The organism is Halomonas sp. TA22, assembly GCF_013009075.1.
GTDB lineage: Bacteria > Pseudomonadota > Gammaproteobacteria > Pseudomonadales > Halomonadaceae > TA22.
Window position 1 is genome coordinate 537,867 of the sequence record NZ_CP053108.1, and the last position, 17,913, is coordinate 555,779.

General features: G+C 57.7%; 18 protein-coding genes and 2 pseudogenes. 14 read left to right on the forward strand and 6 right to left on the reverse strand.

Features of this window, described 5'->3' with window-relative positions; translation table 11 throughout:
• The first annotated feature begins 5 nt into the window (after positions 1-5).
• The 3 genes from HJD22_RS02360 to HJD22_RS02370 all read left to right on the forward strand — a co-directional run bounded on the left by HJD22_RS02360 (position 6) and on the right by HJD22_RS02370 (position 1,618).
• The gene (locus HJD22_RS02360; RefSeq protein ID WP_208655579.1) at positions 6-233 is read left to right on the forward strand and encodes a hypothetical protein; all 228 of its coding nucleotides are present in this window, start codon (positions 6-8) and stop codon (positions 231-233) included.
• Positions 234-347: 114 nt separating this feature from the next.
• Positions 348-1,043, forward strand: a complete 696-nt coding sequence (locus HJD22_RS02365; protein WP_248730063.1) for a hypothetical protein — start codon at positions 348-350, stop codon at positions 1,041-1,043.
• 5 nt (positions 1,044-1,048) lie between these two features.
• Complete coding sequence (locus HJD22_RS02370; protein WP_208655580.1) at positions 1,049-1,618, forward strand: FlgO family outer membrane protein; 570 nt, start codon at positions 1,049-1,051, stop codon at positions 1,616-1,618.
• 42 nt (positions 1,619-1,660) lie between these two features.
• Here the strand turns inward: HJD22_RS02370 and HJD22_RS17750 are convergent, their stop codons facing one another.
• On the reverse strand, positions 1,661-1,873 hold the full coding sequence (locus tag HJD22_RS17750) for an SDR family oxidoreductase (RefSeq protein ID WP_248730064.1): 213 nt from the start codon (positions 1,871-1,873) through the stop codon (positions 1,661-1,663).
• A gap of 61 nt (positions 1,874-1,934) precedes the next feature.
• On the opposite strand from HJD22_RS17750, the gene nfo reads away from it, so the two are divergent.
• Positions 1,935-2,789 carry a deoxyribonuclease IV gene (gene nfo, locus HJD22_RS02380; protein WP_208655581.1) on the forward strand — a complete coding sequence of 285 codons (855 nt, stop codon included), beginning with the start codon at positions 1,935-1,937 and terminating at the stop codon, positions 2,787-2,789.
• Between the two features lie 35 nt (positions 2,790-2,824).
• Here the strand turns inward: nfo and HJD22_RS02385 are convergent, their stop codons facing one another.
• Positions 2,825-4,579, reverse strand: coding sequence for a sensor domain-containing phosphodiesterase (locus HJD22_RS02385; protein ID WP_248730065.1), 1,755 nt, complete (start codon positions 4,577-4,579; stop codon positions 2,825-2,827).
• A gap of 203 nt (positions 4,580-4,782) precedes the next feature.
• On the opposite strand from HJD22_RS02385, the gene HJD22_RS02390 reads away from it, so the two are divergent.
• From HJD22_RS02390 to HJD22_RS02405, 4 genes are all read left to right on the forward strand, one after another.
• Positions 4,783-5,748 carry an OmpA family protein gene (locus HJD22_RS02390; RefSeq protein ID WP_208655582.1) on the forward strand — a complete coding sequence of 322 codons (966 nt, stop codon included), beginning with the start codon at positions 4,783-4,785 and terminating at the stop codon, positions 5,746-5,748.
• A gap of 52 nt (positions 5,749-5,800) precedes the next feature.
• Entirely contained in the window at positions 5,801-5,977 is a 177-nt protein-coding gene (locus tag HJD22_RS02395; RefSeq protein ID WP_217267805.1) for a hypothetical protein, read from the forward strand.
• Positions 5,978-6,153: 176 nt separating this feature from the next.
• Positions 6,154-6,804, forward strand: coding sequence for a LysE family translocator (locus tag HJD22_RS02400; protein ID WP_208655583.1), 651 nt, complete (start codon positions 6,154-6,156; stop codon positions 6,802-6,804).
• A 187-nt stretch (positions 6,805-6,991) separates the two neighbouring features.
• Positions 6,992-7,465, forward strand: coding sequence for a RidA family protein (locus tag HJD22_RS02405; RefSeq protein WP_208655584.1), 474 nt, complete (start codon positions 6,992-6,994; stop codon positions 7,463-7,465).
• A gap of 91 nt (positions 7,466-7,556) precedes the next feature.
• Here HJD22_RS02405 and HJD22_RS02410 read toward each other — a convergent pair whose 3' ends face one another.
• A complete protein-coding gene (locus tag HJD22_RS02410) occupies positions 7,557-8,396 on the reverse strand; it encodes a PhzF family phenazine biosynthesis protein (protein WP_208655585.1) in 840 nt (279 codons plus the stop codon).
• Between the two features lie 84 nt (positions 8,397-8,480).
• The gene (locus HJD22_RS02415; protein WP_208655586.1) at positions 8,481-9,287 is read right to left on the reverse strand and encodes a LuxR family transcriptional regulator; all 807 of its coding nucleotides are present in this window, start codon (positions 9,285-9,287) and stop codon (positions 8,481-8,483) included.
• On the opposite strand from HJD22_RS02415, the gene HJD22_RS02420 reads away from it, so the two are divergent.
• A complete protein-coding gene (locus HJD22_RS02420) occupies positions 9,247-10,044 on the forward strand; it encodes an APC family permease (RefSeq protein WP_248730066.1) in 798 nt (265 codons plus the stop codon). The genes HJD22_RS02415 and HJD22_RS02420 overlap by 41 nt on opposite strands.
• Positions 10,045-10,054: 10 nt before the next feature.
• The gene (locus HJD22_RS02425) at positions 10,055-10,951 is read left to right on the forward strand and encodes a carbon-nitrogen hydrolase family protein (RefSeq protein WP_208655587.1); all 897 of its coding nucleotides are present in this window, start codon (positions 10,055-10,057) and stop codon (positions 10,949-10,951) included.
• A gap of 421 nt (positions 10,952-11,372) precedes the next feature.
• Here the strand turns inward: HJD22_RS02425 and HJD22_RS02430 are convergent.
• Positions 11,373-12,535 (reverse strand): IS3 family transposase gene (locus HJD22_RS02430; protein WP_208655588.1). Its coding sequence is split into 2 segments (ribosomal slippage): positions 11,373-12,265 and positions 12,265-12,535, totalling 1,164 coding nucleotides; the frame shifts between segments, so codons are not numbered across the junction.
• A 193-nt stretch (positions 12,536-12,728) separates the two neighbouring features.
• Here HJD22_RS02430 and HJD22_RS02440 point away from each other — a divergent pair.
• Together HJD22_RS02440 and HJD22_RS18065 are read left to right on the forward strand one after the other, a co-directional pair.
• A pseudogene (locus tag HJD22_RS02440) lies at positions 12,729-13,671 on the forward strand (AAA family ATPase).
• A 215-nt stretch (positions 13,672-13,886) separates the two neighbouring features.
• Positions 13,887-14,937: pseudogene (locus HJD22_RS18065) on the forward strand (AAA family ATPase).
• A 365-nt stretch (positions 14,938-15,302) separates the two neighbouring features.
• On the opposite strand, the gene HJD22_RS02455 reads toward HJD22_RS18065, so the two are convergent.
• Positions 15,303-16,244, reverse strand: coding sequence for a LysR family transcriptional regulator (locus tag HJD22_RS02455; protein ID WP_208655591.1), 942 nt, complete (start codon positions 16,242-16,244; stop codon positions 15,303-15,305).
• A gap of 126 nt (positions 16,245-16,370) precedes the next feature.
• On the opposite strand from HJD22_RS02455, the gene HJD22_RS02460 reads away from it, so the two are divergent.
• Together HJD22_RS02460 and HJD22_RS02465 are read left to right on the forward strand one after the other, a co-directional pair.
• The gene (locus tag HJD22_RS02460; RefSeq protein WP_208655592.1) at positions 16,371-16,700 is read left to right on the forward strand and encodes a nuclear transport factor 2 family protein; all 330 of its coding nucleotides are present in this window, start codon (positions 16,371-16,373) and stop codon (positions 16,698-16,700) included.
• Positions 16,697-17,473, forward strand: a complete 777-nt coding sequence (locus HJD22_RS02465) for an SDR family oxidoreductase (protein WP_208655593.1) — start codon at positions 16,697-16,699, stop codon at positions 17,471-17,473. Before HJD22_RS02460 ends, HJD22_RS02465 begins: the two co-directional genes overlap by 4 nt.
• Positions 17,474-17,913 lie beyond the last annotated feature (440 nt).

Consider the following 17,913-nt stretch of genomic DNA (forward strand, 5'->3'; position numbering starts at 1 on the left):
AAGAGATGCAGCGCTATGCCAATCCCTCGGGAAGCTCCGGTATCCAAGGCTACGAGATCGGCGGTGACACGATTCGCATCCGATTTGGGGATGGCTCCGTTTATCGCTACAGCTACGCCAGTGCCGGCATGGACAACATCGAGCGAATGAAGACCCTGGCCCGGAAGGGACAAGGGCTCAATACCTTCATCAACACCACCGTGCGCGAGGAGTACGCCGAAAGGGAGCGCTGATCGCCGCCTCGGCAGGAGCGCCCACCTCTCAAGTTGTCGTTCGCCTGGCCGATAGTCCGCTTACATGGAATAAACCGCTGTCGCCGATCGACGGCCGCCAGTAAGGAACCCAAGGTGTCACGATTTCGACTCGCCTCCCCGGCCCGCCTGAGCGCCTGCAGCTTGATTGTCGCCGCGCTGCTTGGCGGCTGCACCTACAATGCAAGCCAGGCTCCCGTCGCCACGACCTACCCCTACAGTGAACAGCAGCGCATGCAGGCGGCACACCACTGGGAAGTGCTGGCGCAGTATGAAGTCGAGCGCATGATGCGGCGCGAGCGCCTGCGCAACCTTCCGCTATATGTGGTGGGCGACAACGACTCGCGAGAGTTCCAGCGCAATTACCGTACCCTGCTGACCAGCCACCTGGTGTCGCGGGGCGCCCAGGTGGCGACCGTACCCGGCCTGGGCGGCGAAGTGCATGTCGATGTCAATGTGATACGCCATCGCGATCGCGGCTTCGTGCGTCCTCGGCATGGCTCGATAACCACGCTTGCCGCCGGCGTGCGCGTGGCGGCCTTTACTCTTGAGCAGTGGAGCGACCCGACCCTGACGCTACTGCCACTGGCCGTCGCGGCGGATGTCTTCAGTGGCGGCTGGACCCATACCGGCAATGAAGAGGTCGTCATCACCACTCAGGTGATCAACAACCAGCAGATTCTCTACTCGTCATCGCACATTTATTACATCAACGCTGGCGATATCGGCCACTACATGGTGCCGCCCGCACCGCCTGCCCCGCCCAGCATCTCCTTGAGCAACGAGTGGTGATCGCCATGTCCATCAATGTCGTGCACATGCGCGCCATACTGCGTCTGCTGCTACTGTTCACCGTATTCATCGTGGCGCTGCTGCTCGCCGGCTGTGCCAGCAACGCCCAGAGCCGGGCTCCGGTGAAGGAGGAAACCGACCTGGCCGTACTGGTCGAGGAAGCCGCACAGCGCATGTTCGTCGCCTCGCCGGAACTTGCCCGCTACAACCCGATGATCGCCGCAACCTTCGTCAGTATCGACAACCTCAACCAATCCTCGACCCTTGGACGCATGGCCTCGGAGCTGTTCGCTTCGGCGCTGTCTCGGCAGGGCATGCAGGTGGTGGAGGTCAAGATGCGCAACAGCCTCTATCTCGAGGAGTCAATTGGCGAGCTGATTCTATCCCGTGAAGTGCAGCGCCTGAGCATGACCCACAATGCCCGCTCGATCCTGATGGGCACCTACGCCCAGGGTGAAACCCATGTCTATATCAGCGTTCGGGTGGTACGCACCGGCGACGCCATGGTGCTGGGCACCGCCAACATCAAGCTACCGCTCAACAACAATATCCGCGCCCTGCTGAGGGAGTGGTAGAAGACGAACATCCTCAACCTGACGATGCCTGCTAGCTCGCACTCAGAACGTCCCGGGATAGCTTCCCCCATCCAGCAGCACGTTCTGACCCGTCAGGTAACCGGCATGCACGCTGCAAAGAAAGGCGCATAGGGCACCGAACTCGTCGGCCGTGCCGAAGCGTTGGGCCGGAATGCCGTGGCGACGTTGTGCGCTGAACTGCTCGATGCTCTCCCCCGAGGCGCTCGCCGACGAGGCCCTGCCTCGGTGAGGCATTGGGGGTCCCCTTGGTGCTATGGTTATCGCCTGACCATAACGCGATGGAAGGAAACGCCCCATGAAATACCTCGGAGCCCATGTCAGTGCAGCGGGCGGCCCGGACCAGGCGGTGCTGCGCGCCTGCGAGATCGGCGCCAACGCCTTCGCGCTATTCACCAAGAACCAGCGCCAATGGAAGGCCAAGCCGCTCACCGATGATGCCATCGAGGCGTTCAGGAAGGCATGCAAGACGCACGGGTTCGCCTCCGAGCAGATCCTTCCCCACGACAGCTATCTGATCAATCTCGGGCATCCGGAGGCCGAAGGGCTCAAGAAGTCCCGCGACGCCTTTATCGATGAGCTCCAGCGCTGCGAGCAGCTGGGTCTTAGCCTGCTCAACTTCCACCCGGGCAGCCATCTCAACAAGATCGACGAAAGCGAATGCCTCAAGCGCATCGCCGACTCGATCAACGAGGCGCTGGCCCGGACACGGGGCGTGACGGCAGTGATCGAGAACACCGCCGGGCAGGGTTCCAACCTGGGCTGGCGCTTCGAGCATCTGGCCGAGATCATCGAGCAGGTGGAGGACAAGTCGCGGGTCGGGGTGTGCATCGATACCTGCCACGCCTTCGCTGCCGGATACGACCTGCGTACGGCCAAGGCCTGCACCGCCACGCTCGACGAACTCGATGCGGTGGTAGGCATGAAGTACCTGCGCGGCATGCATCTCAACGATGCCAAGAGCACGCTTGGCAGCCGCGTCGATCGACACCACAGCCTGGGGCAGGGCAATATCGGCCTGGAGGGGTTCACCACCCTCATGCGCGATCCGCGTACCGATGGCATTCCGATGATCCTTGAGACCATCGACCCCGACATCTGGTCGGAGGAGATCGACTGGCTGCGCAAGCAGAGCGAGGAGAAGCACGCCTGATGCGCCTGAGGAGAACGTTGCGGACGGCGTTGTGCTCAGCGCTTCAGCCAGGACTCGAAGGCCTCGGGCAGCAGCGGTCTGGAGATGAAATATCCCTGAATCTCGTCGCAGCCGAGCTCGCCAAGTCGTCGCAAGGAGGCTTCGTTCTCCACCCCTTCGGCCACCACGCTGTAGCCCAGGTCATGGGCCATCGAGATCATTGCCTTGACCAGCGTCTCGGTGCGCGCCTCCTGGTCCAGGTGGGTAATGAAGCGACGATCGATCTTCACGGTATGGGCGGGAATTTCATGCAGGTAGGAGAGACTGCTGTAGCCGGTACCGAAGTCGTCGATGGCAATGCGCAGTCCCGCCGCGACCAGGGCGTCGAGCTGGGCGGCAGCAGCCTTGCCCGTCCCGATCAGCGCGCTTTCGGTAAGCTCCATTTCTATTGCATCGCACGGCAGGCGGGCGTGTGACATCTCCTGTAGAAAACGTTCGGCGAAATCCCCCTCCTCGAGGTTGGTCGCCGAGACGTTGATCGAGATACGCAGCACATGCCCCTGATGATACCAATGGGCCGCTTGGCGTATCGCCTGTCGCATCACCCACTGCGTCAGCGGCTTGGCCATCGGCGTATTCTCGATCAGGGGAATGAATTCCCCCGGCGAGACCTCGCCCAGGATGGGGTGGCGCCAGCGCAGCAGGGCTTCCGCCCCCAGGCACTCGCCACTTGCCTGAGCGACACGCGGCTGGAAGACCAGATGGAGCTCCTCGGCACTCTCAAGCGCCCGGCCAATATCACCCAGCAGGGTGAATCGACGCCGAAAGAGGGCATCCATCTCTGGTGAGAACATTCCCACCCCTTGCTCGATCTGGCGAGCATCCAGGCAGGCGGCGTAGGCGCTGCGCAGCAGGTCGGCCGCTGACGCCTCACCAAGCCGGAAGGGCGCAAGCCCCAGCGTCGGGCGCACATGCACCGACACCGCCCGGGCGCTTTCGAGATCCAGCAGCGCCTGGCGCAAGCGCAATGCCTCCTTCATCAGTCCATCGCCATCGATTGGCGAGGCCAGGTGAATGAACTGACAACTTCCCAGATAGTAGAGCCCCTGCGAACCGATGGCCTGCTGCAGGCAACGGGCCGCGACTCGCGCCAGATCATCCAGGAAGCCGGGCCCCATGGTGCGCTGCAGGAGGCTTAGCTCCCGGGCATCGATTATCTCGGTAAACATGGCGACCCGGCTCTCCCCGGGAGCATCACGCTCCAGGTCCTGCAAGTCCTCATCGAACTGGTTGCGATTGGGAAGTCCGGTCAGCGGGTCGATGCGCCCGAAGGCATGCTGGAGCTCTATCTGCGCCATGACCATGGCGGCGAGATCACGCAGCGTCGCCTGCTCCTGTTCGCTCACTTCCCGAGGCTGGGTGTCCAGTACGCACATCGCGCCCAGAGTATGACCTTCCCGAGTCATCAACGGTGCGCCGGCATAGAAACGAATGCCCGATTTCGCCAGGTAGCTGTTGCGGTAGCAGTTCGAAGCGAGGAGATCGGGGATGACCAGCATTTGCGAGGAGTCGCAGACATCGGCACAGGGCGCCGTTTCACGGGGAATCTCCCAGTGATCGACCCCCACTCTCGACTTGAACCACTGGCGGTTCTCGTCGGTGAGCGACACCGCGGCGATCGGCATCCCGAACAGCTGGCTCGCCATCCGCGTGATGCGATCGAAACTTTCACTGGGCGCCGTATCCAGCAGATTGAGCTGACGTAGCGCGAACAGGCGCTCTTGCTCCATGGCATTCATTAGTGAAGTCATTCACTCTATGGTTATTTTTTTCACCCCTAGAATGCAAAACATACCATTCTCTGACAAAACAAAGAATTAACCTAAACTAGTAAATTAGTTCCGATTCCTCATCTCAAGCCCCAATTATCGATCTCGCCGAGCTTTATGCTGTATATAGTGGCTTCTTTCGGGACATCGATCACAGCTCCAATGACAACAATATAGGCGGGAAGATGAAGGTTTCTCATTCCATCAGAGTGGCCCTTGTGCTACTGGCCGCAGGCTCAGCGGCAATGGCACTGGCACTGGCCGATATCGAAGGCTCCGCCGACCACTCCCTGCTCGGCCGCTTCGGCGATGCCACCATCAGTGCCTATCAAGCCTCCAACTACGATGCCGCAACGCTACCCAGCGGACCGATCGCGGACGCCAGGGCCGTCGACAATCGACTCGAGCTCGAGGGTCGCGTGACCCGCATCGGCTACCGACTTCCCGTCGAGCATACCGCGCTGGAAGTCGCCCGAAACTATGAAGCCGCCCTGACCGAAGGGGATTTCGAGTTCCTCTTCAGCTGCGCCGGGGCCGCCCAGTGCGGGGCGGGATTCAACCGCTACGTGCTCAACGAAGGGGTGGTCTTTCCCTCGGCCTTCGACCGCGCCGCGTTCAACGACAGCTCCCGTGCGCTTCTGGCAACACGCGCCGACGAACAAGGCACGGCCCATGTCTTCCTCTACATCATGGAGGACAGGTCGAACAACCGGACACTAGTCCGCCAGTTGGTGGTCGAGAGCGAACCGCTGCAGCTCGGCCAGGTCAGCGTCAAGGATGCCGGCGCCCTGCAGGCGGCACTCGATACCGACGGCAGCGTGATCGTCGATGGCATCTTCTTCGCCACCGACAGCGCCACCGTCGAGGCGGAGTCGGCCGCAGCCCTCGAACAGATGGCCGAGCTTTTGCGCAACACACCGGAACTCGCCGTCTATATCGTCGGCCATACCGACAACCAGGGCAGCCTCGACCACAACCTCGCGCTCTCGCAACGGCGCGCCAATGCCGTCGTCGAAGCTCTGGGCGCTCTCGACGGCATCGACGCCGTCCAGCTGGATGCCCGCGGCGTGGCATCGCTTGCCCCGATCGCCAGCAATGCCAGTGAAGCGGGCCGCGCGCAGAACCGTCGGGTCGAGCTGGTCTTGCAGTAACAAGGAGGCAGCATGAATTTTCTCGTCAACCTGGACGTGGACGATCTCGAGCGTGGCATCGAGTTCTATGTGCAGGCTCGAACGCCACCGCACCGCTCAGGCCCAGGGCCGAGACGTGGTCTTTGAAGATTACCGCCTGCGCGTGGCCGGGGTGCTGCGCGACTACGGCATGCACGAGCGCGAACAGGCGCCCGCCGACAGCCGCAACCGCCATGACCAAGCTTCATAGGGATGAAAGCACGGACCGGTCGCTGGGCGGCTGATCACACGCTCTCGCATTCCTGTGATGAGGAATATAGATGCGAATTGCTTCAAGACTGACAAGGCTTTCCGATGATTACATGGCAGGCCTATACCCAGTAGAAAGCAACCACATGATGAGGCTGCAAGAAGCGGGTGGCTGCCATGAATCTTGATCTGATCGGCTTCCTGGTCGTCGTCACGGTGGCCTATCTGGTGCCAGGGCCGGATTTTCTGATCGTCACCCGCTTTGCCGCTCGCCAGCGCGCCCTTGGCCATGCCGCGGCCCTTGGGGCTCAGACCGGCCTATGCTTCCACATGCTGGTTGCGGTTTTCGGTCTCTCGGCCATTGCCGCCCATTCGACGGCCATCTTTTCCCTCATCAAGCTCGCCGGTGCCGCTTACCTCATCTTGCTGGGCGGGAGAATCCTCCTGTCCAGTTTTGGTGGGCGTGATCGGCCCAGCAGGACCTGCGCCGACGCGCCTGAAACGCACCAAGCCAATGGCGGGAAGGGATACGCCTTTCGGACAGGTCTGCTCACTAACGTCCTCAACCCCAAGGCCGCGCTGTTCTTCATGAGCGTACTGCCGCAGTTCATCGACAACACACTACCCGCCGGCCCGCAGATTCTGTTGCTCGGCGTGATCGATATTGGCGTCGGCGTGCTCTTCTGGCTGGGGCTTGTGAGCCTGCTTAACCGGTTTCTCCCCGGCCTCGGCAAGCCGCACCTTCAGGCCTGGCAAAACCGGGCGACCGGCCTGCTGCTGGTTGTGGCGGGCATGCTCCTGCTGCGCACGAGTGCCGAGCGGCCATGAGTCATTGCGCGCGGGATTTCGGGTCGTTGCCGTGGAGAGGGGTCATTTCCTTACCTACCACGACGAACCAATCTTTGAGAACGGCATTCAGCACAAGGACAGGCTGCGGCTGGCCCTCGAATATTAACAGGGCCGTCTCCTCAAGGAAGATGGCCAAAACAACACCAAGAAATGACTGGAGAGCGCAGTGTCTGAAACTATCGAAGCCAGAATGAAAACCCTGGGCATTGAGCTGCCGGCACCGAGCATGCCGGGAGCCAGCTATGTCCCCTACCACCTGACGGGAAACCTCCTTTTCGTGACCGGTCAGCTATGCCAGTGGAACGGGGAGCGGCGCTTTCCCGGCAAGCTTGGCGACGCCTACGGTCTCGAACAGGGTCAGCAAGCCGCCCGCTTGTGCGGCCTGAATCTGATCGCCCAGCTCAACGCCGCTCTCGACGGCGATTTGAAGCGCCTGGTCAGCACAGTCCGACTGGCGGGTTATGTCAATTCTATGCCCGATTTTCACGGACAATCCCAGGTCATGAACGGGGCATCCGATCTTTTCCTCGAAGCGTTCGGCGACAAGGGGCGCCACACGCGCCTGGCGGTGGGCGTCAGCGCGTTGCCGTATGACCTGGCCGTCGAGGTAGAAGGAGTCTTCGAGGTTCGCCCCGCGTAAGCTCAGCATCTGTGCGGGGAATAACGCCTGGAATCGCCTGGTGATCAGCTTCGCTGCTGACGCGGGGAGCTACCAGCCCGCGTAAACGAGCTCAAGCGTCCAGCGAGACCGCCTGCCCGGTCACCACGATGCCGCCTGAAAGCGGAATGTCCACCTGCAGGCGACTAGGCCGGCCCATCGCCTCGCCCTGCAGGAACGTCAGCTGCGCAGGCGCCTGGAGCAGGCCGGCATCGCGCAGATAGCCGCCCAGCGCCGCGGCCGCCGCACCGGTGGCGGGGTCCTCCACCACGCCTCCCACCGGGAACGGATCGCGGGCGTGGAAGCGGTTTTCAGCCTCGCGCCACACCAGTTGCAGTGTGGTCAGCCCCTCGCGCAGCATCAACGCCTTGAGCCGTTCGAAGTCATACTCTAGCCGCTCAAGGCGCGCCTTCGTCTTGCATGTCAACACCAGATGCCAGGCACCGGCGTAGGCCCGCGCGGGCGGAATTTCGAGATCGAGTTCCTCGTCCAGCCAACCAAGCAGTGCAAGGGCTTCTTCCACCAGCTCGGGCTCGGCGGGGCGAAACTGCGGCGAGATCGACACCAGCGAGGCCTGCCACTCCCCTTCCACCTGCTTGACGGTGACCATCACCTCACCCACTGCCGTATCCAGCAGATAGCTGCCCGCACCACTCAGCCGACCCATCTGCACGCCGCCGGCCACCGTGGCGTGGCCGCAAAAGCTCACCTCCGCCTCGGGGCTGTAGTAGCGCACCGTGCGCCGCTCGCCCTCGGTCGGGACAATGAAGGCGGTTTCGGAATAGCCCACCTCGACGGCGATACGCTGCATCTCCGCCGGCTCGGGCAGCGCTTCGCCCAGCCACACCCCGGCGGGGTTGCCGCCGTTCGGGTCATCGGTGAAGGCCGCAAGACGATAGAGAGTGCCGCTCATGGGAAGTCCTTAATACTGGAACGATAGCCTGCATTATTGACTGAACCTTGAGAGAAAGCAGGCCAATAACGGACACCAGGCGACTTAGCCATGCTCAGTCAAGCGTGCGAATAGCGGCATGAGCAGCGCAAACAGCTCCGCCTGGGAGGAGATATTGCACTTGGCATAGAGCTGACGGCGAAAGACCTTCACCGTCTGCAGGCTGACTGCCAAGTGCAAGCTGATGGACAGGGATGAGTGGCCGCGCAGGAGGTACAGCGCGACTTCCGCCTGTCGCGGACTCAGCTTGATGCCATGCTCCTGCTCCAGGGCCCCGCGCAGACGCTCTCCCAGTGGCGCCAGTGCGGTCTGGGTATCGCTCTCGGGACGATAGTGCCGCCAATGGGCTTGCATCAGGGCACTCAGCACTCCCTCGTTGTGACGCAGCACCTGGATCTCGCGCTTGCCGAAAGGCTTGCCGCTGGAGCGGTCCCTGCCCAAGCAGGCCGTCAGCATCATGTCATCGCCGAGGCTGGCAAACACCGCCACCTCATCGAGCAGCGTGGTCTGCTTGTAATAGTTGTTGTAGTAATGCGTTCGACGGAAGTGGTCCGGCGCCACTTCCATCAGCCGGCGCACACCCACGACACCGCCCTTGAGGTGTTCGCGGTAGAACGGATCGAGCAGATAGGCCCCTCCCAGGTATTGACCATCCATCGGCAGGTAGACCACCGGATCGGTGTACTCCCGGTAGAGCACCGCCGGGCGCTGTTCGCCATGGTAGGCGATGACGATCAGGTTATCGAAGGCAGCCAGCCCCCTTACCAGCGTCGATAACCGGCGGGGAAAGTCGGGCGTTGCCAGAGCCTTGATGGTATTGGCAAGAAGCTCGTCGCGATTACTGTGTGTCACCGATTCACACCCGCAAGGTCATACCACGCTGACCGAAGAGACCATCGATCCTAAGCGCAACATTCCCCAGGCGATCATGCTCACCGCCCTGATCGGCGGCGGTATCTACGTGCTGGTGGGCTACACCACCCAACTGGCACACCCGGGCAGCGATTTCATCGACGCCGATTCCGCCGCCTTCGAGATCGCCAGGATGATCGGTGCGGACCTGTTCGGCGCCATCTTCCTGGCCGGCATGATACTGGCGCAGTTCACCTCCGGCATCGCCGCCCAGGCCAGTGCCTCGCGCCTGCTGTTCGCCATGGGCCGCGATGCGGTACTGCCGCGCAAGCTGTTCGGGGCGCTGCATCCGCATTTCCGCACGCCTGTCTTCAGTATCGTGCTGACCGGCGCCATCGGCATCATCGCCCTGTTTCTGGATGTGCTGTCCGCCGCCTCGTTCATCAACTTCGGGGTATTCATCGCCTTCACCATGGTCAACCTCCCGGTCATCTTCCTGGTCAACAAGGACGCCGACGCCAGACGCCGTTATGGTGTACTCAGGGGCATGGTGGCGCCACTGATCGGTGCCCTGATCAACCTCTGGCTGATGAGCAAGCTCGATATCAACGCCGTGATACTGGGTTCGATCTGGCTTGCGATCGGGTTGGCACAGCTGATCTACCTGACCCGTTTCTTCCGCCGCGACCCGCCGGAAGTGGACTTCGACGAATCGGAGCCTGAGCCAGCGCCAGCCCCGGCAAAAGCCAGCCTGTAACGGAGACACCATGCCCAGATACTTGCCCATCCTGGTCGTTCAGGAAGCCTCTCGAGAGCCCGGCACGGATGCCGAGCTGCGTGCCTTCGAAACCGAACTGGCGGTTCACCTGAGCGACTTCGCCGCCGGGTTCGAGCAATCCCGAATGGTGATCTACCCGGAGTTTTATCTCTGCGGGGCCAACGGCACACCGGAGCAGCGCACTGCGCAACTCGAGGCTGCCGCCGAGCCGATCGACGGCCCCCGCGACCGGCACCTGTCACGCATCGCCCGCAACCTGGGTATCTGGCTGATGCCGGGCACGGTCTGCGAACGCGGCGGGGATGGCCGCCTGTACAACACCGCCCCGGTCTACTCACCCGAAGGCGAGCGCGTGGCCGCCTACCGCAAGTGCTTCCCCTGGCGCCCCTATGAACCGTTTCGGCCAGGCAATCGCTTCGAGGTGTTCGATATTCCCGGCGTGGGCCGGCTGGGCCTGGCGATCTGCTACGACATCTGGTTTCCCGAAGTGGTACGGCAACTGGCCTGGATGGGAGCGGAAGTGATCATCAACCAGGCCGCCACCTCGACCTGCGACCGCGCCCAGGAGCAGGTGCTGGTGCAGGCCAACGCCATTTTCAATCAAGTCTTCATGGTGAGCGCCAACGCGGCCACACCCACCGGCGAGGGCCAGAGCCTGATCGTCGACCCCGAAGGCCACGTGCGCACGCGCATGCCCGGGGCGACCTCGGGCATTCTTACCGACGTGCTGAACCTGGATGAAGTGGAGCGTGTGCGCACCTTCGGTACCGCCGGCTTGAATCGGATGTGGTCCCAGTGTCGGGATGACGACCCGATGCTTGAGCTGCCGATGTATGAAGGCCGGATAGACCCATGGCAGTGGGGCCCGAAAAGGAAGAACACCTAACCCGGGGCGCTTGCGAATTACCTCTATCCGGATATCAATGCTTTACCGCCGACGAGAGCGTCCCGCTTTTTCGCAACGACTCAACCTAAGCACATCGCCGCTGGCAACAGTCGCGGTGTGCCACTCCAGCACCGAAGGCCACGCTTGCACCAAGGTCGTAAGCCATTCCCCACCTACCGCGTAAGCCAAGACGTAATCATCAAGCATTAAGTCATTCCTAGCTTATTGCTGTCGCTTTCTCGATACACATGGATTACGTTTTGTAAAAATAGAGGGAGCCTATCTCCATACTGGTAACACCTCACTACTAGGTTCTATTAGCACCATGTGACGTCCTTAGCACGCATACCTAATGGATCTGGTGGGATGTAGTGGACCAGTTTGGGGATATTGATCTTACCCAGCATTGGTGGACACCGATCTAAGCGATCATTCGGGCCTCGAAGGCCTCCGGGCTGATCATCCCAATCGCACTGTGCCGGCGTTGCCGGTTGTAATCCATCTCTATGTACTCGAACACTTGCCTCCGCATGGCATCCCGAGTCTCGTATCGCTCACCATGGATCGCCTCCACCTTGAGGCTGTGGAAGAAGCTCTCGGCACAGGCATTGTCGTAGCAGTTGCCTTTGGCACTCATGCTGCACCGGAGATGGTGCCGGGTCAGCAGTGACTGGTACAACGTCGAGCAATATTGGCTGCCACGGTCACTATGCACGACCACCCCCTTGGGCATCTTACGGCGCCACAGGGCCATCGTCAGGGCATCGCCGACCAGGTCGGCGGTCATCCACTCACTCATCGCCCAGCCAACCACCTTGCGTGAGTACAGGTCGATCAATACCGCCAGATAGAGCCACCCCTCGCCGGTTGCCAGGTACGTAATGTCGCCGACCCACTTCTGGTTCGGCGCCGTCGCGGTGAAGTCCTGCACCAGCAAGTTCGGTGCCACTGGCAGCGTGTGCTGAGAGTTCGTCGTGGCCTTGAACTTGCGGGCTGCCTTGGCACGTAGGCCTTGGCGCTGGAGGCTGGCGGCGACGGTCTTGCGGTCTACTGGCAGGCCCTCGTCACGTAGGTCCAGCGCCAATCTGGGGGCGCCTGAGCGCCCCTTCCGAAGGTGATAAGCCTCGGCCACACGCTGGTCGAGAACCGCCTGCTGACGGCGCCTGGATGACGGCGCGCCATCGCGCTTTCGCCAGGCGTAGTAGCCGCTGCGGGCGACGCCGAGAAACGCGCACATCCGTTGAATGCTGAAGGCCTGACGATGCTGCTCAATGAAGGCGTACTTCACTTCAGGCTCTTGGCGAAGTACACCGCAGCTTTTTTTGCGATTTCAAGCTCTTCCGACTTCTCAGCCAGCTGTCGCTTGAGCCTCGCGTTCTCTTCAGCCAAGGCGTGCTCACGAGCCGAGGCACTCTGCTGCTGCTGAGCCTTGGCTCGCCATTGATAGAGTTGGCTGGGCTGAAGACCCAGCTCACGCGCGGCGGCACTGGCACCAACACGGTCAGCGAGTGCCAGGGCCTCGTCCTTGTAGGCCTGGGAGTAACGGGTACGGGTCTTCTTCATCGACGTTGCTTGCCTTGCCATGGGTCACCTCGTTCAGTGTACTGCCTTAACGGGGTGTCCACTGCTGCTGGGCAAGATCATATTGACTCCTTACGACCCAAAACAGACATGCTGGCAATTTCGGTCGAGAAAATCATAGATCGCACTTGGTCATTAAAAATATTAGCGCTTAAAGGAAGTGCTTTATAAAAACAAATTCTTGAGTGGAGCAGTCATGATAAGCAGTATAAATATTTCAGGTGTTGCGAGCTACGATGATGATGGTGTTGAGATATCTGATTTAAAAAAAGTTAATTTTTTCTATGGTGCTAACGGCTGTGGAAAGACGACAATTTCAAACTTTCTAGCAAATTCCGGTGATGTACGGTTTGAGAATTGCTCAGTACGCTGGCTTGGTGACCGCCCAATAAAATCTTTGGTTTATAACAAAGTTCCGCGAGAATAACTTTAGCGCTGGAAATATTGCTGGTGTTTTCACCTTAGGCAAAGCTACTAAGGAAGATCTTGGTAATATTCAATATAAAAGGAGTGAGCTTTCAGGACTTGAAGGCTCTCAAGATCAGCAGAAGATTGCTTTAAACAACCAAAGAAACAAACTTCAAGAGCATGGCGAAAAATTTACAAGCGACTGCTGGGTGATTTATAAGCGGTATGAGAGAGATTTCAAAGATGCTCTTCGTGGATCAATTAGTTCCAAGATGATATTCAAGGATAAAATACTTAAAGAAAGGGCGAGCAATACATCTGATTTGCTTTCATTAGAAGAGCTAAAAGATAAAGCGAATACCTTGTTGAGGAGAAAGCCCGATCGAATAGATGTTATCCCAACAATAGATATTTATGAAGATATTTCGAGCATTGAGAAGGATGGCATATGGGGGGACATTATTGTTGGGAAGGCTGACGTGGATATTGCAAGCTTGATTGCCAAACTGAATAATAGTGACTGGGTAAATCAAGGCAGGAAATATTTGGATGGTGACGAAACCTGTCCGTTTTGCCAACAAAGCACAATTGATAATAACTTTAGAGCCCAGATTGAAGATTACTTCGATGAGAGCTTTGAGAATAACAGAGAGAAGATTCAGTCCCATAAGGACAAATATTCAACTCTTAGCAATAAGCTTTTAACCTCTCTTTATCAGATAGAGGAATAAGAAAAAGCGAATTTAGAGCGCAAGCTGGATATTGATAATTTTTCAGCCCATTTAAAGGCTCTTCATAGCCAGATTTCAAAAAATAGTATTCTGATCAAAGAAAAGCTAGAAAAAACAGGGCAGATAATTGAATTAACAGATACCAGATCAGAACTGGATGCTCTATTGAGACTTATCGGAAATGCCAACATATAATAAATGAGCATAATAAGTTGGTGGCAAATTATGATCAAGAGGTTGCCAGCCTCAAACATTCTATATGGCGATTCCTTGTAGAAGAGCTCAGTGATACCATCACAAAATATGAGAATTTGAGGGATGGTTTGCAGCGGGGCATTGATAACATCGCTAACCAAATTGAGATTAGGACGCAGTCTGTTCGCACACTCGAAAATGAGATTGTAGGACTCAGTAAGAATGTCACTAGCGTACAACCAGCTGTCGATGAAATAAATCGAACACTTCGGTCATACGGTTTTACTAATTTCGAAATCGTGCGCTCACTTACTCTTGAAAATCATTATTCGATTAAGCGAGAAAACGGCGAGCACGCTCATGAGACTCTCAGCGAAGGTGAAGTTACTTTTATAACTTCCTTTACTTTGTTCAGCTTGCCAAGGGGGCTCTTGATCAAGACTCCGTGACAGATGACCGGTATTTGGTGATCGACGATCCTATTTCCAGCTTAGATAGCAATGTACTCTATATGGTCAGCACCATTGTAAAAAGTCTGGTTAGAGATATAAAAGAGGATTCTGCAGGCAATATAAAACAACTTATATTACTGACGCATAATGTGTATTTCCATAAAGAAGCATCTTTTCAAGGTAGTCGATCAAATGGTTGCCGAGATACTCATTTCTGGATGCTGAGAAAAAGTCGAAATATCACTTCCATTAAGCCTTATGGGCAAGAAAATCCGATTGAATCTTCCTATGAATTGTTGTGGCGTGAAATAAAAGAATGGCAGCATAACTCTGGAATTACCTTGCAAAATACAATGCGCCGAATTGTTGAAATTACTTCAAGATTTTGGGGAAGTACACTGATGATGGCCTTGTTGAGAGGTTTGAAACTCTGGAGGATCAGCAAATATGTCGATCATTGATTAGCTGGATCAATGATGGCTCGCATACTATCCCTGATGACCTATACGTGCAGGCTCCAGGGGATTCCGCAGAGAAGTATATCGATGTATTCGAAAAGATTTTTAAGTACACTGATAATCATGGCCACTACAAGATGATGATGGGAATGGAATCCTAGAGAGTTTGGAGTTAAGGACTCATTGCATGATGCAGAAGTGATATTCGCCGTCCGCTTCTGGCCGGTAACAGCCTTATCTATACGTGCCTTCTAACTAGTGCTGTTTCTTTGTTGCTCGCATCCTGACTATGTGCCGAAGAATCTGACATTCTCGCTCGGTAAGAAATAACTCGTTAGTTGAGAAAGCCTCCTTGAGTCGCCACGAGCGGCTGCGACCGTTGCTGAGCATCTGCCGATGTACTTCACAACAGCACGACAGTATCTGGCGTCGTTACTGACTGTAGTAGGGGTAACCACAGATCTCTAATAAGGCGGGCTTCTGCCGAGCCTGCGAGTGGGTGTGTTGCCAGCATTCGCCGTCCCTATTACGGGCTTTGGTTCGCGGGGATTGAAGCAGCTCTGTTTGACTCTCCGAGGTGGGAGCGAGCCAAATCGGTGAAGGCCTTGAGCGCGGCAGAAGGGTTGCGTCGGTTCGGATAGTAAAGGCAGAGCGGATCTTTGGGAGGTGTCCATTCTTTCAGTACTTGTTCGAACTGTCCGGTCTCGATCTCTCGCAGCACGTCGCGCTCCATAAAAAAGCCGAGCCCCACCCCCTCCTGCACAGCCGCTTTTGCCAGGCTGGTCTCATCAAGCGTGAGTTGGCCGTTGACATCGATCCTGATCACCTCTCCATTACGTTCAAATTGCCATGGATAGATAGCGCCATTGGGTAGGCGGATACGTATGCAATGGCACTGGAATAGATCAGCAGGCGTGGTAGGCCGACCGTGCTTGTCCAAATATGCAGGCGAACCGACTACTGCATAGCGCTGCGGCCGTCCGAGTGAAATCCCGATCATGTCACTAGGGACAAGGTTCGCTGACCGTACACCGAGATCGAACCCCTCAGCGACAATGTCTACCAGGCGACCTTCAGTAACGAGTTCGATATGTACCAGCGGATGACGTTTCAGAAACTCCAATACCAGCGGCAGAAGCGCTTCGCGGGCGGCGCTGGCAAAAGTATTGATACGCAACACGCCCGAAGGTCCGGCGCTGTGGGATCGCACCGCTTCGAGTGCACCGCGTAACTCCTGCAAGGCCGGGCCTACCCGGTCCACGAACATTCTGCCTGCTTCGGTCAGAGACACGCTGCGTGTCGTGCGATTGAAAAGCCGCGTGCCGAGATTTGTTTCCAGTTTGGCAATGGTATTACTCAAAGCGGTGGTTGAAACGCCGAGTTCGATAGCTGCCTGTCGAAACGAGGCCCTGCGTGCCACGGCCATTGCTGCTCCGAACTCATTGAGACCAAGGCGATGTTCTGGCATTCAATTATCCTGTTTTACGGGATACTTTATCAACCTCTGTACCGATTGAGACAATTATCGGCCGCACTTATCTTATCTGCAAGGTTGCATGTTTAACCCAGCCACCCTCAGACAGGAGATCCGGAGATGAACCTTCAACTACCTGAAGTCGTCGAAACGTACTTTAGAATCAGCAATGGCGGCGACAACTCGTGTGTTGTGGACTGTTTTTGTATAGATGCCACGGTGATCGACGAGAACCAGACACACCAGGGGATCGACGCCATCGAAATCTGGCAACGGAAGGCTAAGCAAGCATTTACCTACCGTGTCGAGCCTCTGAACACGTCGCAAGAAAACGGCAAGTTAAACGTCAAGGCGCGTGTGGTGGGTAACTTCCCAGGTAGTCCAGTTGAGCTGGACCACGTGTTCTTGATTGAGCATGATTTGATACGCTCGCTGGAGATTGCACCATGATGGATCTCGAACTGGCGAACAAGCGAGTATTGGTTACCGGTGGTACTAAAGGTGTCGGACGAGCCGTAGTCGACCTGTTCCTTGCTCAGGGAGCGAAGGTGGTTACCTCTGCCCGGCAGACGACCGTCGACATGACGGAGGGGGTATTCGTTACGGCGGATCTCTCGACCCAAGAAGGTTGTGACACCCTGGCGACCGAGGCAAAACGTCTCCTAGGCACGTTGGACATAATCGTGCATGTGTTGGGTGGTTCGTCGGCCCCCGGCGGCGGGTTCGCTGCGCTGAGCGACAAGCAGTGGCAGAGCGAACTCAACTTGAATCTGTTCCCTGCCGTGCGTCTGGATCGGGCCTTGCTCCCGGCTATGTTGGAGCGAAACGAAGGTGTCATCATCCATGTGACCTCCATCCAGAGCAAGCTGCCCCTGCCTGAAGCAACGACGGCTTACGCCGCTGCCAAAGCAGCGCTCTCGACCTACAGCAAAAGTCTGTCGAAAGAGGTTTCGCCAAAAGGTGTTCGAGTCGTGCGGGTTGCGCCGGGGTGGGTCGAAACCGAATCATCCGTGGCGCTGGCCGAGCGACTGGCGAAGGAGGCGGGTACGGATTACGAAGGGGGTAAACAGATAATCATGGATTCAATCGGAGGTATTCCGCTTGGCCGCCCCTCCGCACCGTCCGAGGTTGCCAATCTCATTGCCTTCCTGGCTTCGCCTCGCGCCGCATCCATCACCGGGGCCGAATTTGTCATCGATGGAGGAACCGTTCCAACAGCCTAGTACCGCTGCCTCATAGATGCGTCAACGACTGACAAGTGAGACTAACGCGAAGCTGCTTTCGGCCGAGGCGGATATTCGCCAGGCTCCGCTTCTGGCCGAAAGCTGCCTTCCATTTTCTTCTCTCCCGATCGCTACCTACCCGTCTGCTTACCAAGCTGCCTGCCGCATTGGTTTCTAAAAGGCGCCACCATACGGGCCGAAGGGGTGAAAAATTTATGGCATTAAAGCTGGCAGGATATAAATGAGCACGACGGTATGAGCGCAACCATCATTCATCAAAAGCGGAATCACTTAAACGGACCGGCAAGCCAGGCGAGAGCGCGAGCCGTGCCTTTTCTAGTCGACGGCTTTCGATTACCGGCTAAGAGCCCTTGAGCGTGTTAGTCTCGGCTGCGCCAGTGGCATAGGTCGGTTTTCGCCAAGCCGGCGCAGCTCCCCTT

Bases quoted from the DNA above. Each gene is read 5' to 3' on its own strand.
- HJD22_RS02360 (WP_208655579.1), top strand. From the start codon at position 6: ATGCAGCGCTATGCCAATCCCTCGGGAAGCTCCGGTATCCAAGGCTAC.
- HJD22_RS02370 (WP_208655580.1), top strand. From the start codon at position 1,049: ATGTCCATCAATGTCGTGCACATGCGCGCCATACTGCGTCTGCTGCTA.
- HJD22_RS17750 (WP_248730064.1), bottom strand. From the start codon at position 1,873: ATGCCTCACCGAGGCAGGGCCTCGTCGGCGAGCGCCTCGGGGGAGAGC.
- nfo (WP_208655581.1), top strand. From the start codon at position 1,935: ATGAAATACCTCGGAGCCCATGTCAGTGCAGCGGGCGGCCCGGACCAG.
- HJD22_RS02385 (WP_248730065.1), bottom strand. From the start codon at position 4,579: ATGACTTCACTAATGAATGCCATGGAGCAAGAGCGCCTGTTCGCGCTA.
- HJD22_RS02390 (WP_208655582.1), top strand. From the start codon at position 4,783: ATGAAGGTTTCTCATTCCATCAGAGTGGCCCTTGTGCTACTGGCCGCA.
- HJD22_RS02400 (WP_208655583.1), top strand. From the start codon at position 6,154: ATGAATCTTGATCTGATCGGCTTCCTGGTCGTCGTCACGGTGGCCTAT.
- HJD22_RS02410 (WP_208655585.1), bottom strand. From the start codon at position 8,396: ATGAGCGGCACTCTCTATCGTCTTGCGGCCTTCACCGATGACCCGAAC.
- HJD22_RS02420 (WP_248730066.1), top strand. From the start codon at position 9,247: ATGGTATTGGCAAGAAGCTCGTCGCGATTACTGTGTGTCACCGATTCA.
- HJD22_RS02425 (WP_208655587.1), top strand. From the start codon at position 10,055: ATGCCCAGATACTTGCCCATCCTGGTCGTTCAGGAAGCCTCTCGAGAG.
- HJD22_RS02455 (WP_208655591.1), bottom strand. From the start codon at position 16,244: ATGCCAGAACATCGCCTTGGTCTCAATGAGTTCGGAGCAGCAATGGCC.
- HJD22_RS02460 (WP_208655592.1), top strand. From the start codon at position 16,371: ATGAACCTTCAACTACCTGAAGTCGTCGAAACGTACTTTAGAATCAGC.
- HJD22_RS02465 (WP_208655593.1), top strand. From the start codon at position 16,697: ATGATGGATCTCGAACTGGCGAACAAGCGAGTATTGGTTACCGGTGGT.